Source organism: Pseudonocardia sp. McavD-2-B (genome assembly GCF_024124365.1).
GTDB classification, from domain to species: Bacteria; Actinomycetota; Actinomycetes; order Mycobacteriales; family Pseudonocardiaceae; genus Pseudonocardia; species Pseudonocardia alni.
In genome coordinates, this window is sequence record NZ_JAMXSG010000010.1 from 35507 (window position 1) to 49356 (window position 13850).

The window sequence follows — 13850 nt, forward strand, 5'->3', positions numbered from 1 at the left end:
AGAAGAGCTGGCTGAACGTCCGAGAACTGTCGGAGGTCTGTCGCACACTCTGCTGACATGGAGCAAATCGAGCAACAGTCGGTAGACAATCTGGAGAGCATCGCCGTCGCAACAACCGACGCGATGCTGGCCGAGGGCGGGTTCGTCCCGCCCCCGACCATGCACATCTTCTGCGAGGACCTGGGGCGCCGGCCGTACGCGGGCTACGTCCGCGCGCGTCCGTTCTACCCGGGCGACGACGCGCACACAGCCGTCGAGACCCTGGGCCTCGTCGCATCGTTCGCGAACGCCTCGCGGCTGGTGCTGGCCTGGGAGCAGGCGGACCTACAGATCGCGTTGCAGCGCCCCGGCGAGCTACTACCGACGGGGCTCGTCCTGGTCGACGTGCCGCGGGTCGGTGAGCACGTCGTGCGGTGGAACCCGGCCGAGCTGGTGCAGACCGGGACCCGCGCGGACGGCTGTCCGGTCGTCACGGCGTCGTGGGGTCCGACGCAGCGGATCCCGGGTGGCCGGCTACCGGCGCCGGTGGCCGCGGCCTTGGAGCTGTGGCGGTCCCCGCGGGCGTGGTCGGCTGTCGAGATCGCCGAAACGTACCTCGACATCGAGGACGACGGCTATCACATGGCGTGGCCGGTGCGCCCCGACGACGAGCCGCCGCAGCGGTGGCCGCTGTGGCGGGCCGTCGTCGAGGCGATCGTGACCGATCCGGGTCAGCCCCAGCGGTCGGCGTAGTCGTCCTCGCCGTCGCCGACCTCGTCGGCATATGGGTCCTCGCGGTGGTGGTCGACGTCGCGGGCCTCGGGGGTGTCGAGGCCGGCCTCGTAGACCTCCTGGGCCTGGATCTCGTCCAGGGCCCGGCGGGCGCGGGTGACCGCGTCCTCGGACTCGGCGGTGGTCGGGACCCGGACGTCGTCCTCGTGCCGCTCCCGCGGCTGGGTCGCGGCGGTCTCGCGCAGGTCGGGGACCGCGGTCTCCAGGACCGGGCCGTCGTCGAGGGCCTGGTGCTCGTCGACGGTGGTGTCGTCGAGGTCGTTCTCGGTGATCGGGCGGTGCTCGTCCTCGGCGCGCATGGCCTCGTCGTGGGCGGTGAGCCATTCGTCGGCGGTGACCCGCTCGTCGGGGGCGTCGCGGTCGCTGTTGCGGTGCGCGAGCGCGATCACCGCGCGGTCGTGTTTGTCCCGGTCGACGGCGGTGCGCAGCAGCCAGCGTCCGCGGGCGGCCTCGACCTCCTCCAGCTCGCCGGTGCGCCGGTCCAGCTCCGTGGCGAGGGCGGCGGCGCCGTCGGCGGCCTGGCGCAGCTCGGCGGCGCGGGCCGGATCGGTGGTGGCGTCAGCTTCGGCGCGGTGCAGGGTGGCGGCACCGCGGTGGTGCTCGGCGGCCTGGCGGGTCCCGGCCAGCTCGTTGGCGACGTAGCGGGGTGCCCACGCCTGCTGGCGCTCGTAGGCGCGCACCCGCATCCGCAGCGCGCCGTCGGACAGCTCGAACTCCTCCCGGTCCGCGCGGGGCCGGCCCAGCGCCTCCCACCCGGCGCAGTAGGCGGCGTGGTGCTCGACCATCCCGGGCTTCGGTGCGGCGCCGAGGACGTCGAGAGCTTCGGCGGGGCCGGCGGCGGTCGCGTCGGTGTCCTCGCGGCCGGTCAGGGTGCGGCAGGCGGCGACGGCGCCGGCCTTGCGCTCCCACTCCGCGCGGGCCTCGGCGTCGTCCCGGACGGGGACCTCGCCGAGCAGTTCGGTCGCCCAGCGCGGCGGCTCGGCCGCAGCCTGGGCGCCGAGGGCGGCGGTGCGCTGGTCCATGTGCTCGGCGAGCCGGTCGAGGTAGCGGGTCATCTGCGGGTCGTCGAGCTGCGGGACCCGGTCCGCCCAGGTGCCGACGTCGGGTTCGAACCGCTGCTTGTCGCGTAGCCGGGCGTGGATGACGTTGGTGAGGTTGCGGGCGCCGGTGAGTGGCTGGCCGGTGATCGTGTCGTGCAGCGTGGCGTAGGGGTCGGTGCCGGAGACCTCGGCCCGGCGCAGCACGCGGGTCAGCGAGGTGGAAGCGTCCTCGGCGGCGAGCTGGTCCCGCTGCTCGACCGTCAGCACACCGGTGTCGGTGAGCCGGTCCAGCCACGCGCTCGTGCGGCGCACCGACGCCTGATGGGCGGCGTCGGCGAACAGCTCGGCCGCGACGGGGATCGACTCGGCCCACTGGGCGGAGTCCTCGGCGATGGTCACGGCGGAGCGGTCGGGTTCGGCCAGCTCCAGAGCGGTCGTCAGGACGGCCTTCGGGGAGCGGTGCAGCTGGTGGCCCCGGCTGCCGTCGGCAGCGTCGGGGAGCTCGGTCACGGTGGCGACGTAGGCGGTGTTCGCGTCGGTCCCGCGGGTCAGCCCGACCAGCGCGGCGGCGTGGTCGGTCCGGTCGGTGAGCACCGAATGGCAGGTCGTCACCGTGGCACCCTGCCCGCAGTAGCGGGTCCCCGCGTAGCCCAGGGCGAGGTCGTCGGCGACGAACCGCGGCGAGAGCACCATCCGCTCCCCCACCCCGTCGCTGTCGCGGGTGAGGTCGGTGGTGACGTCCAGGCCGCCGTCGTCGCGGACCCCGAGGACGCGGAAGCGTTCGCGGGTGTGCGGGGCGCGGGTGTTGCCTTCGTAGCCTGCGAGGTCGTGGCCGATCGCGCGGGCCTCGACGACGTCGCCGACCCCGGCGTAGGCACCGGTCCGACCGAGAAGCACACCCTGCTCGGCGACCAGGCCGAGGTCGACGAGCTGGGAGCGCAGCTCGGAGGACAGCCGGTCGGCCTGGTCGTTGGTGTCGACCAGCAGCAGCGATGGGGTGCCGTCGAGGGTGTCGGCGAGCCAGGCGCGGCCGGCGGCGGTCTCGGCGGCGGTGACGTCGCCGCAGTCGATCAACCTGCCCTGGCGGTGGTAGTCGTCCAGGACCTCGGTGTCGCCCTCGCGCAGCCGTAGCGACGCCTCGCGTTCCCATGCGTGGGTGAAGCGGCGGGCCTCGTTGAGCTCGTAGCGCGCCCCGCCCGCCCGGGCGATCAGGTCCATGCCGCCGCCGGCGCCGATCGCGGCGAGCTGGCGCGGGTCCCCGACCAGCAGCAGCTTCGCCCCCGCCGCGTCCACGTGGCCATGGATGGCGGCCAGGGCGGGGGTGTCGGTCATCGCCGACTCGTCCACCACCACGATGTCTCCGGAGTGCAGCCGGAACCCCAGATCGGTGTCGTCGCGTGGGCGGCCGGCGGTGAGCCGGTCCTGGGTCGCGAGCCACGCGGCGATGTTGCGCGCGGTCAGGCCCTGCTCGGCCAGCACCGTCGTTGCCGCCTGCGCGGTAGCGAGCCCGAACACCCGCCGCGGCGGACCACCGCTGGTCAGGTCGGGGGCGGTCCAGGCCCGCGCCATCATCCCGACGGTGAACGACTTCCCCGTCCCGGGCGGGCCGACCAGGGTCTCGACCCGAGCCCCGGACCCGAGGATGCCGTGGACGGCGGCCTCCTGCGCGGCCCCGAGCCGGGTGCCGTTCGCGGCCAGTCCGGTCAGAAACCGGTCGATCACTGCGTCGGGTAGGCGCTCGCCGTCGTGACGCCCGGCAGCTCCGGCGAGGATCCGCTCGGTGTGGACGTGCCCGGTCGTCGCGTAAAGGGTGGCGCCGGGGGCCTCGAACGCGGAGTCGCCGTTGGCGAGCTTGTACTCATCCGGCAGGACGTCGGCCGCGGGGCGCTTGGTCTGCACGCTGGCCAGGTCGGCGGTCATGGCCTCGTCGGCGAGGATGTCGAGGAGCTTCGCGATCTGCGCGCCGTCGCTGATCCCGAGGTGGTCGGGCAGCGCGCTGTTCAGCGCCCGGATGAGGTCCGGGCGGGTCCACACGGTCCGGGAGTTCTGCACCTCGGCGAGCGCGACGGACACGACCTCGGCCGGGGACCACTGCATCGGCGCGACCTCACCCGGGCGGGCGGCCAGCGCCGTGTCGACGATCCCGGCCAGGCCACCGGCGATCTCGGCGTCCATCCGGGCCGCGACCCGGTCGAGCAGGTCCTCCCGGGTCTCGCCCTGGTGGGACTTACGGGCCCGGGTGGCGAGGGTGGCCTGCTGGGCGAGACGTTCGAGCTGGTAGCCGTTCGGGGCGTGCCCGTAGCGGGCCTCGAACGCCTCGACCAGCTCCGCGGTCTTCGCGGTCACCTTGTGCCGCCGCGTCGAGATCAGGCTCATCGCCTGCTCCGACACCCCGACGACCTCGCGGGCCTTGCCGTCCGGGCGGGTCGCCATCATCAGCCCGAGCGACGCCGTGATCCGCTCCTCGGTCGTGCGCTCCGCGACCGCGGCGGCGGCCGGGCGCCAGCGGTGCAGGCTCCGGCCGTCGACGGTGCGCCAGAGTCCGTCCGGGCCCTCGACGCGGTTGAGGATCGTGTTGTGGATGTGCAGCTGCGGGTCCCGGTCACGGGAGTCGTGCTGGAAGAACGACGCCACGATGAAGGCGTGGGCGTCGGCGTAGCGGCCGGCGGCGCCGCCGTGGTGCCCGACCCGGGTGTAGCCGGCCTTGTCCTGCAGCAGCTCCAGCGCGGCGTTGTTCCCGGCCCAGATCGCGTCCTCGACCGCCTGGCGGAACTCGCCCCACGCCGCGGCGGTGGCCTCGTCCCCGGCCTGGCGGGCGGCGACCTCGCGGGCCTCGAACGCGGTGTGCAGCAGCGTCACCGACTTCTGCACGGAGAACGTGGCGTCGTAGAACGCGACGTTGTGCCGGGCCTTCTGTCCGGCCTCTGTCCGGAGCTGGGCGCGGCGTTCCGCCGACGCGTCCGGCTCGCGTTCCAGCGCGGCGCCGTAGATCTCGTCCTCGGACAGGTACTTGCGTCCGGTGTGTCCCAGCGTCGGAGCGGTGTCCCACCGGGACGGGTCGTGGAACGCGGTGTCCCGCGGGTCGAGGAACCGCTCGTAGACCGCACGCATGTCCTGGGCCTCGACCAGGCCGTGCAGGCCGAGCTTCTCCGCCCCGGCCCCCCACCACCGCCCCGGCGGCTCGCCCTCGGCGACCGCGCCCGTGTAGTAGTTCTCCCGCCCGGTCGCGACTTCCTTGAGCAGGTACTCAGGGCTGTAGCCGTTGACGATCCTCAGCACCGCGACCACCCCGCGACGGCGGCGAGCCGGTCCGCGCGAGTCTGCGCGGCGGGGTTGGGGGTTACCGGGAGGCCGGAGGCCGGCCCGGCCCCGCGGATCGTGATGCAAGGGTGTGATGGCTTTGATCTTGGGCTCTTGTTCCTCTGTTCGAGGTAGTCGCTCTGGGTTCTCGTCGCGTGCTCGGTCGCGGTGGTGTTCTGGCTGCTGGTGGTCATCGGGTGGTCCTGTTCTGGGGCTCGTCGGGGACGAGGTGCAGGGCGTTCGGAGCCTGCTGCGGGGTGTCGCGGAGCTGCTGGAGTGCTCGGGCGGCGGTACCGCGGCCGACGTCGGCGAGGTCCTGCAGCTCGCGCACGGTCGGGAGGTCGCCGTGGCGCTGGCGGTGGGTCTGAGCGGTGGTGCGGGCGCGTTCCTGGGCGCCCGCACCAGTCCCGGGCTCCGGACGGACCGCCGGGCGAGGTACCGGGTGGGACACCGGCCGCGGCGGGGCCGGGATAACCGGCCCGTCCAGCGCGGCCGGGACAGCCGGGCCGCGTCCCATCGGGTCGGTGCGTTCCACCGGTGTCCGGCCGGACGGCGGGACGGTGATGGTCGCCCGGACACGCGCCCCGGACACACCGTCGGGCTCGGGCCGGCCCCGGTCCGCGGGGCTCGGCTCGGGGCGGGTCTCGGCGAGCAGGTAGAGCAGGTGCGCGACGACGGCCGCGGCGATCGCGGGCCACGCCCCGACCCCGAACCGCAACACCGCATCCGCCTCGACCGGCGGGGCCCCGGGAGCCGGGGCGGGCCCGGCGAGGAACACCGCCTGCGCCAGACCCGACAGCCCGGCGGCGACGATCACCACACCCCACGCGTAGCGGGCGGCGCCACCCGACAGCCGGGCGGTCGCGGTGTAGGCGACCAGGGCCAGGCCGTCGGTGATCAGCGGGTAGATCCACGCCACAGCGACCGGGACCCGCGCGGCGACCGCGACCTCGAACAGACCGTGCGCGGTCGCCACCGCGGCGCCGATCGCGACGGCCAGACCCGGCAGCCACACCGACGCCCGACCCCACCGCGCCCCGCTTCCCGCGGCCGTCATCGCAGAGCCGTCCCGATCGGGCCGGCGTCGACCGCCGGGGCGGGCTCGGGCGGGGCCTGGTCGCGCTGCCCGGCCCACCACCGGGCGATCAGCTCGGAGTGATCGGTGCCCGGGACCGGCAGCGCGGCGCCGCCGGGGGCGCTCCAGCCGGGGCGGGTCTGGTGGCGCTCGATCGAGCACGACCCCACCTCCTTCCGGATCCGGTTGACCACCCCGGGTCGCTGGCGGTCGTGCCAGTCCCCCGCCGCGCCGACCGACGCGGCCGGGCCCTGGTAGGCGGCGAGCCAGGCGTGCATGAGCCAGAGCAGCTCCTCGACGACCTCGGGGTGCCACAGCCAGCACTCGGGAAGCACCTTCGCCGCGTCGGGGTAGCGCAGGAACACCGCCTGCGCCCACCCGCACAGCTCGTCGAGCAGCCGCCGGGTCTCAGCGGTGTCGGTCGGGGCCAGCAGCCACGACGGCGCCGCCGGGATACGCCGGCGCGCGGTCACCGCGGCCAGCGCCTCCGAGAGCTGCCCGACGAGCCGCCCCAGCTCCCCGACCTGGTCCGGGATCGGCTCCAGCTCGGCGACCTGGCGGCGCAGCGTGTCGACCTGACCGGCCAGCCGGGCCAGCGCCCCGCCATCGCCCGGCTCAGGGTGCGACGGCGGGCTCACCGCTCCCACTCCGTCCCGTCGCCGTCGCCCGACGGGAACCGGCGCGGGGCCGGTGCGTCGTCGAGCTGATCGGCGACGGCCTCGGCCTGCGAGGCGCGCACCAGGTCGGCGATCGACCGCATCTCGGTCTCGGTCAACGGCCGGACCCCGCCCTCGACACCGTCGTCGACGGTGAACCACAAACCACCCACCGACCTCGCCGCGGCGTCCCGGACCGGGCCGTCGGCGCTGTCGCGGCGGTCGGGGTTCTCGTCGCGCTCGACGGCGGCGATGACCTCGCTCCAGTGCTCGGCGTGCAGCATCGACTCGATGTCCGCCACGTCCCGCACGACGTCGTGGCCGGAGTCGCGGTCAAGGTCGCGGTCCGAGGTGTCCACTCGTGCCTCCTGCTCGTCGCGCGTCTCGTGTGCCCGGCGGTCGCCGGGGTGGTTCTGCTCGTGCGGGTGCTCGTCGAGCGCGGCGGCCTCGGCCGCCGCCTCCGTGGCGGCCTGGCGGGCCTCGTGGACGGCGCACGCTTCGCGGTGCGAGCGCTCCCGGCCCTCCCGAGCGACCGTCACCAACCGCGGCTGCGGGTCACACGCCGTGGTGTTGGTCAGCTCGTCGAGCCCGACCGTTTGGGCGCGGTAGCCCCACATCTCCGCGTCCGAGTGCAACCCGGCCAGCCGGTCCCGCTCGGTGATCGCCGACGTCCCTCGCGCCTCCCGCAGCGCCGCGACCGCGGCGGCGTCCGCCCGCGTGCGGGCGGCAGCGACGGTCTCCCCACCCGCGAAGTCGACCCACCCGAACCGGGCCCGGGCGTCGTCGAGGTCGAACTCGTCCATCCGCCACCCCGACGACGGCCGACCGTGCACACCGGTCGCGTCACGCAGGTAGGACGCGACGACCTGCTCGGCATCGGCCGTCCCGCCCGGCAGCTCGGCGGCCAGCCGCTCCACCGCCTGCGCGGGGGTCCACAGCTCGTAGCGCTCGCTCATCGGGTCCACCGCCCGTCACCCGCAGCGCCGTCGGCCGGCCCCGCCGGACCCACAGCCCCACCGGGGCCGGTGCCGGGGGACCGCTCGTGCAGCGCGGTCGCCTCGACGGCCCGGTCTGCGTCGGTACCGCGGCGGATCGCGCGGAGCTCGGCGAACATCCGGTTCGACGACCGCACCCGCTCCGCCGCCTCGCCGTAGCGCTCCGGCCACCGCGCCGCGAGCAGGACCAGGAGGCGTTCGAGCTGACCATCAGTCCAGACCCGGGCGGCCTCGCTGCGGCGGTGCCAGCGGGTCTCCGCCTCGATCCGTCGCAGCAGCCGGGCCCGACGCCGCACGTCACGCCGCTTCCACGCCATCTGCGCCCGACCGATCACCGGAGCGATCCCGCGCCGGATCACCACCACCCGCCCCGCGGGCAGGTTCGCGATCTGCGCCGGCGCGAGCACCGGAACCTTGCGCACGGAGCGGGAGGCGACGCGGCCGTGGTCGTCGGTCGTGGTGACCCGCTCGTCTCGCTCACCCGCGAGGGTGGACCAGAACTCCAGATCGGCCTTGTCCCGCGTCCCGCCGAAGATCATGACCGCTGCGGTGTTGTTCAGGATCGTCGCGGCCTTGTGCTCGCCCCAGCGGGCGAGGAGCTGGGCGCGGGACTGGAACGCGCACAGGATCGTCACACCTCGCCCGCCCATGTCCGCGGTCCACGACTCCAGCGGAACGGGACTGATCAGGGCGGCCTCGTCCAGGAACAACCCGAGCGGCGGGTCCAGCCGTCCCGCGGGTTGCCCGGCGGCCAGGCGGCGGGCCTCGCGGGCGATGTGCCCGGTCAGCGCGCACACCAGGGGCGCGGTCTGGGCCTCCTCGGCGCCGAGCAGGAACACCGTCGCCCGGTCGTCGAGGAGGCGGGCGACGTCGAATCCCTCGCCCGGCTCGGCGGCTGCTGCGGCTGCGGGGTGGGTGAGCCAGCCGAGGGCGGGCATCACCGAGGAGGTGATCGAGGAGCGGGTGCGCTCGTTGGTGGTCAGGAACTGCATGACGTCCTGCTCGAACGCCGTCACCCCCGACCGGCGCAGCAGGGCCGGGACCTCGCGGCCGGCGGTGTCGGGATCGGCGACCCACCCGAGGACCTCGGCCATCCGCTTGTGACCGAGGGCGGCTGCGTGCAGCAGGGCGGCCAGCACTCGGCGGGCCTGGCCGTCCCAGAACTCGCGGTCACCACCGGACCCGCTGGCGACGGCGGCGAGCATGTCCGTGGCCCGCTCGGTGGCCGTGACGGGGTCGGTGCAGCCGGTCAGCGGGTCGAACGTGATCGTGCTGGCCCGGGAGCCGAGGCCGGCGGGGTTGAACACGAACACCTCGCCCCGGTTCTGGCGGCGCAAAGGTGCGCACAGGTCGAGCAGGTCGGTGCGGGTCGAGGTCACCAGGGCCGCGCCGGGGGCGTCCAGGACGCGCCCGGCGAGCCAGCCGGTCTTGCCGGTGCGGGGCCCGCCGACGACGATCACCACGTCCTCGACCAACGCCCACACCCGCAACACACCGGTGCGGCACAGCTCCACCGCAGCCTCGCTGGTGGCGAGCCGGAGCCGCTGCCACCGCGACAGGGCGGCCAGCGACGGCCGGACCGTGCCGGTGCGGCGCCGGACCGCGAGGGTCCCGGCGTGGCGGACGATGTCCAGCGACGACGCCACGCCGACCTTGCGGCGCGACCGGGCGGCCCAGCGGGACACCGTGGCCGAGGAGCGCGACCAGCGGTGCCACACGATCACCCCCGCCAGCCCGACTACGGCGACGAGGGCGGGCCAGGAGAGGGTGGTGACGATCGTCGCGGCCGGGAGTAGCGCGATCAGGGCGAGGCCGGCGGCCAGGGCGCGGGCGCCGCGGGCCCAGGCGAGCAGGGCGCCCGCGGCGAACATCGCCAGCACGAGTGCGGTGGAGCTGAACAGGATCTCCATCAGTGCTCCCACCCCTCGTTCCACGCCTGCACCTCGGCGGCGTGCCGCGTGCAGCCCTTGGCGTGGCCGTCCTCGCTGTTGGCCGGGTTGCCCTCGAACGGGCCGTGGTCGGTCACTAGGCCCTCGCAGGTCGAGCAGCGCCAGTACGCGCACGGCGTCCGGAACGAGCGCACCCCGTCCGGCTCGGGGTCCGGGGTCCGGCCGCAGACCAGCCAGTCGAACGCCGCCTCCCCCACGACCGCGACCTCGTCGGTGGTGATGCCGAGCGCGTCGGCGATCTGGTCCCAGGACCGGCCCGCCGCGCGGGCGGCCCGGGCGTACTCGGTCAGCTGAGACTCCGCCACCGTGTGCACCAGCAGCGCGGCCCGGATCCCGGCCAGCGGGTCGTCCAGGCGGCGGTCGGTGAACACCGTGAACCCCGGGATCGGGACCTCGGCCTCGGCCGCGCCGAACACCTCGACGGCGATCCGGCGGACCAGCTCACGGACCCGCCCGGACACGGCGGTCCTCGGGGACGCGTCGAACACGCTCATCACCGACCACCACCCGCGGTGACCACGAGCGCGGCGGCCCAGCGGTCGACGGTCCGACGGGTCACGCCCAGCGTGCGGGCGACGTCGCCGCGGTCGGCTCCCGCGGTCAGCGCGGCGCAGCCCGCGGCGATGACCGGCGCCCGATCGGTCCGCGGAGACGGCACGGGCACGACGGCCGGCCGCCACTCGACGCGACGACTCCGAGGCGTCGCTCGGCGGGCGCGGCGCCGCTCGTCCTCGGTCAACCCACCAGCGACGCCGTGCGGCTGCTCGGCGACCGCCCAGGCCCGGCACGCGGCCAGGACCGGGCACCCCGCGCACACCGACAGCGCCCGCCGCTCCGCCGCCACCAAGGCGGCACCGTTCACCGCGGTCGGGAAGAACAGCTCCGGGTCGACCTCGCGGCACGCCGCGCGCGACCGCCAGTCCAGCTCCTCGCCCCGCCCGGGGCTCGGGTCTACGGTGAACATCTCTCCTACCTCCTGTTGGTTGGTGAGAGCGGCCCGGCGGTGTGCTTCCGCCAAGAACCCGTCGCCGGGCCGTCCCATCTCCTGCGTGCTCGCCTTGGTCACGACGTGTCCCCTCGCTCCGGGGACCGGGCCGGGGCGGCGAACAGCCCCGGCAACGCGTCCAGTTCCTCTCGCTCCCGGTGCCGGTCGGCCGCCGAGTCCCGGCCTGCTCGGGCCCCGGGCACGACGTCCACCAGGTGCGCCAGCCGGACCGGCAACAGCCGGTTGTCCAGCAGGCACACCGCGACCTGACGCGACGGGCACTCCTGCCGACGCGCGACCGGCCACCCGCACCCCGGGCACCGACCCGCCCCGACGACGTAGTGCTCGACGACGACCTGGAGACGGTCGGTGCGCCCGGTCGGGTGCAGCAATCGCGGGTCCAGGTCCCCGGGCTGCGCGACCCGCTCGCGGACCGCCCACTCCGGCGCGGGGCTGGCGCTCACGCCGACCATCCGGTGCCCTCGTCCCGCCACGCTGCGGCACCTGCATCGGTGAGCCCGTAGCGCAGCCCGGCCGCCTCGACCGGCTCCGGCACCCGTCCGAGCCGGTCGGGGCAGAGCACCGAGCCGTCGGTGTGGGAGAACTCCGGCGACCGGCCGGCGCGGGCGGGCCAGCCCGACGGCGGCGCGTCCACGACGGGGCCGGTGCAGCCCGGGCACACCAGATCCGCCACGTCGATCAGGTCGGTCGGGTCGTCGTCCAGGTCCACGACGGGCGGGCCGGGCAGGAAGAACACGCTCACGCTGGCCTCCGAGAAGATCGAGGAGGGTCGGCCGGTCCGGCCCCCCGGTGGCGGCGTCCCGTCCGCCACCGCGCCGTCAGGCGCGCACGGCCTCGGAGGCTCGCCGTCAAGGGCCGGACGCAGTCCGGTCGCGCAGCGACGCGCAGCGCCCTTGACGGGGAGGGAGGCCGGGCCAAACTCGGGCCGGACGGCCCTCCGCCCGCCGCAGGCGGGTCCACCCCGGTCCTCGGCCCGCCCGGCCGTGAGGGCGAGGTCTCCCCCACCGGAACCGGCGGCCGGGTTCACTGCCCGCTCCCGGCCGACGCACCCGCGCCGTTGAGGGCTGGTGTTGCCGCCTGGTCGAACGCCGACACGAACGTCGAGATCGCGTCCGGCAGCCCCGAGCCGACCGGCGTGGCGATGAACAGCACGAGCGCGATCAGCGAGAACACCACCGCGCCCATCGCGACCCGCGCCTTCGCGCAGATCACCGCGCCGAGCACCATGAACAGGATCAGCACCCCGACGCTGCCCATCAGCCCGCGCTCCCGTGCTGCACCGGCGCCCAGCCCGACGCGTCGACGACGGTCTGCTCGGCGACGGCGAGGTCGGCGATGGCCTCGATCGCCTTCGCCGGGACGATCAGCCGCCCGCGGATCCGGACCGCCGGGAACTCCCCCGCCGCGATCGCCCGGTAGACGGTCATCGGCGACATCCCGAGCAGCGCCGCGACCTGCGCCACGCTGTAGAACCTCGGCGCCGGCGGCGCCGTCTCCGACCCTCGGAGAACACTCATCACAACCCCAATCTGTACATGTTAGGTACATGTACTGAACAAGTAAGGCACGAGTGGCGATCGGAGTCAATCGCCGGGGCCTTCCGTGAACTGAGATTGCAGTCGCGAACAGTGTTGTCGGGAGATGACGCGGGATGACGTGAGGTGATGCGACCATCCGCATCAGGGTTGATTTCCCCAGGTCAGCGAGTCACCGTTGATCTCGGGACGAGGGGGCGTCGATGGACAACCGGCTCGCGCAGGTCCGCGCGGAGCGCGGCTGGAAGAAGGCTCGGCTACTGCACGAGCTGCGGGCGGCAGCGACCCGGCGGGGCGAGCAGCTCCCGAAGGACGAGAGCCTCGGGCGCCGCGTCGCCGTCTGGGAGAACCAAGGCGGCGTCGTCGGCGACTTCTACCGCGAGCTGCTGTGCGAGGTGTACCACTGCTCCGCGGTCGAGCTAGGCCTCGTCGGGGCACCGCCGTCGGAGCAAGTCGCTGCGGCGCCGATCACCGAGCCGCTGGAGCTGCCGGAGTTCACCCGCCTCGACCCCGGCCTGGTCGACCTCCTGCGGTCGCAGACACAGACCATCCGGCTGTTGGACCGCCGACTCGGCGGGGCGACGGTGCACGGCCAGGCCGTCGCGCACGTCGAGACCGTGGAGAGCCTGGTCCGCAACGCCCTGCCCGGGACGGCGCGCGAGCAGGCCGCGGACGAACTCGGCCAGGTCGCGGCACTCGCCGGATGGCAGGCCCTCGACATGGGACGACTTCCGGAGGCGTGGCGACTGCACGAGGTCGCCACCGCGGCGGCGCGCGAAAGCGGGCAACCGGCCGGACTCGGGTATGCGCGGGCGCAGCAGGCGTTCATCCTGCTCGACGCCGGACGGGCCGCGGATGCTCTCGACCTGATCACCTCGGCTCGCACCATCGCTAACGGCCCGGTTCCGCGCGAGCTGCTGGCCTGGCTGCACGCCGCCCAGGGCGAAGCGCTCGCCGCTCTCGGCGACCGGGACGCCGCGCTCCGGTCCCTCGACGCCGCAGCGGGCGCGCTCCCGGCGCAGCCCGAGCACGCCCTGCCCTACCTGATGCTCGACGCCAGGCACCTCGCCCGGTGGCGCGGACACTGAGCCTTTGCCAACCTCGTGTTCGTACTGGTCAGCGAGTGTCCGGCGTGGCGTGACCTGAGATGGGTGAAGCTCCTGGTAGACGGGCGATTGACTAGATCTGACCGCCTGACCAGGAGCTTCAAGGTGCTGTCCTACCCGTCCGGGATGACCGTGTCCAGCCGCGCCCTGCACGTGTTGTCCGACGCGCTGCGCGCACACCGCAACCAGCGCCGCACCCGGTGGCGCAAGCTCACCCCGGGCCGCCAGGCCCTGCTGGTGATCGCGCACCTGCGCAAGGGCGAGACCTACGCGGATCTGGCCTGTGGATTCGGCGTCGGGACCTCGACGGTGTACCGCTACCTGCGCGAGGCGATCAGGCTGCTCGCCGCGATGGCCCCGACCCTGGAGCAGGCGATCGAGGTCGCGATCGGGAAGGCGTTCGTGATCCTCGACGGG

At 74.6% G+C, this 13850-nt stretch carries 13 protein-coding genes and 1 pseudogene; 3 read left to right on the forward strand and 11 right to left on the reverse strand.

Annotation, left to right across the window (positions count from 1 at the left end; all coding sequences use genetic code 11):
• The first annotated feature begins 57 nt into the window (after positions 1-57).
• The gene (locus tag NH602_RS03160; protein WP_253066958.1) at positions 58-732 is read left to right on the forward strand and encodes a hypothetical protein; all 675 of its coding nucleotides are present in this window, start codon (positions 58-60) and stop codon (positions 730-732) included.
• Here the strand turns inward: NH602_RS03160 and mobF are convergent.
• The 11 genes and pseudogenes from mobF to NH602_RS03215 form a co-directional block, all read right to left on the reverse strand.
• Positions 711-5090, reverse strand: a complete 4380-nt coding sequence (gene mobF / locus NH602_RS03165) for a MobF family relaxase (RefSeq protein ID WP_253066959.1) — start codon at positions 5088-5090, stop codon at positions 711-713. The genes NH602_RS03160 and mobF overlap by 22 nt on opposite strands.
• Before the next feature lie 211 nt (positions 5091-5301).
• A complete protein-coding gene (locus NH602_RS03170) occupies positions 5302-6168 on the reverse strand; it encodes a hypothetical protein (RefSeq protein WP_253066960.1) in 867 nt (288 codons plus the stop codon).
• Entirely contained in the window at positions 6165-6824 is a 660-nt protein-coding gene (locus tag NH602_RS03175; protein ID WP_253066961.1) for a hypothetical protein, read from the reverse strand. The genes NH602_RS03170 and NH602_RS03175 overlap by 4 nt, the downstream gene beginning before the upstream one ends.
• Entirely contained in the window at positions 6821-7798 is a 978-nt protein-coding gene (locus NH602_RS03180; protein ID WP_253066962.1) for a hypothetical protein, read from the reverse strand. Before NH602_RS03180 ends, NH602_RS03175 begins: the two co-directional genes overlap by 4 nt.
• Positions 7795-9771, reverse strand: a complete 1977-nt coding sequence (locus NH602_RS03185; RefSeq protein WP_253066963.1) for a type IV secretory system conjugative DNA transfer family protein — start codon at positions 9769-9771, stop codon at positions 7795-7797. The genes NH602_RS03180 and NH602_RS03185 overlap by 4 nt, the downstream gene beginning before the upstream one ends.
• Positions 9747-10280, reverse strand: coding sequence for a hypothetical protein (locus NH602_RS03190; protein ID WP_253066964.1), 534 nt, complete (start codon positions 10278-10280; stop codon positions 9747-9749). The genes NH602_RS03185 and NH602_RS03190 overlap by 25 nt, the downstream gene beginning before the upstream one ends.
• A gap of 194 nt (positions 10281-10474) precedes the next feature.
• Positions 10475-10711, reverse strand: a pseudogene (locus NH602_RS03195) (WhiB family transcriptional regulator); the annotation flags it as partial.
• A 137-nt stretch (positions 10712-10848) separates the two neighbouring features.
• Entirely contained in the window at positions 10849-11235 is a 387-nt protein-coding gene (locus NH602_RS03200) for a hypothetical protein (protein ID WP_253066965.1), read from the reverse strand.
• Positions 11232-11534 (reverse strand): hypothetical protein, encoded by a 303-nt coding sequence (locus NH602_RS03205; protein WP_253066966.1) that lies wholly within the window; start codon positions 11532-11534, stop codon positions 11232-11234. The genes NH602_RS03200 and NH602_RS03205 overlap by 4 nt, the downstream gene beginning before the upstream one ends.
• A 281-nt stretch (positions 11535-11815) precedes the next feature.
• A complete protein-coding gene (locus NH602_RS03210; protein WP_060711238.1) occupies positions 11816-12049 on the reverse strand; it encodes a hypothetical protein in 234 nt (77 codons plus the stop codon).
• Positions 12049-12255 (reverse strand): helix-turn-helix domain-containing protein, encoded by a 207-nt coding sequence (locus tag NH602_RS03215; protein WP_253066967.1) that lies wholly within the window; start codon positions 12253-12255, stop codon positions 12049-12051. The genes NH602_RS03210 and NH602_RS03215 overlap by 1 nt, the downstream gene beginning before the upstream one ends.
• Positions 12256-12530: 275 nt before the next feature.
• Between NH602_RS03215 and NH602_RS03220 the strand changes: the two genes are divergently transcribed.
• The gene (locus NH602_RS03220) at positions 12531-13415 is read left to right on the forward strand and encodes a hypothetical protein (protein WP_253066968.1); all 885 of its coding nucleotides are present in this window, start codon (positions 12531-12533) and stop codon (positions 13413-13415) included.
• 123 nt (positions 13416-13538) lie between these two features.
• Positions 13539-13850 (forward strand): transposase family protein (locus NH602_RS03225; protein WP_253066969.1); only part of this gene is annotated, 312 nt, incomplete at its 3' end.

Excerpts from the sequence above, each read along its gene's own strand:
- NH602_RS03220 (WP_253066968.1), top strand. The coding sequence starts at position 12,531 with ATGGACAACCGGCTCGCGCAGGTCCGCGCGGAGCGCGGCTGGAAGAAG.
- NH602_RS03170 (WP_253066960.1), bottom strand. The coding sequence starts at position 6,168 with ATGACGGCCGCGGGAAGCGGGGCGCGGTGGGGTCGGGCGTCGGTGTGG.
- NH602_RS03210 (WP_060711238.1), bottom strand. The coding sequence starts at position 12,049 with ATGGGCAGCGTCGGGGTGCTGATCCTGTTCATGGTGCTCGGCGCGGTG.
- NH602_RS03190 (WP_253066964.1), bottom strand. The coding sequence starts at position 10,280 with ATGAGCGTGTTCGACGCGTCCCCGAGGACCGCCGTGTCCGGGCGGGTC.
- NH602_RS03180 (WP_253066962.1), bottom strand. The coding sequence starts at position 7,798 with ATGAGCGAGCGCTACGAGCTGTGGACCCCCGCGCAGGCGGTGGAGCGG.
- NH602_RS03160 (WP_253066958.1), top strand. The coding sequence starts at position 58 with ATGGAGCAAATCGAGCAACAGTCGGTAGACAATCTGGAGAGCATCGCC.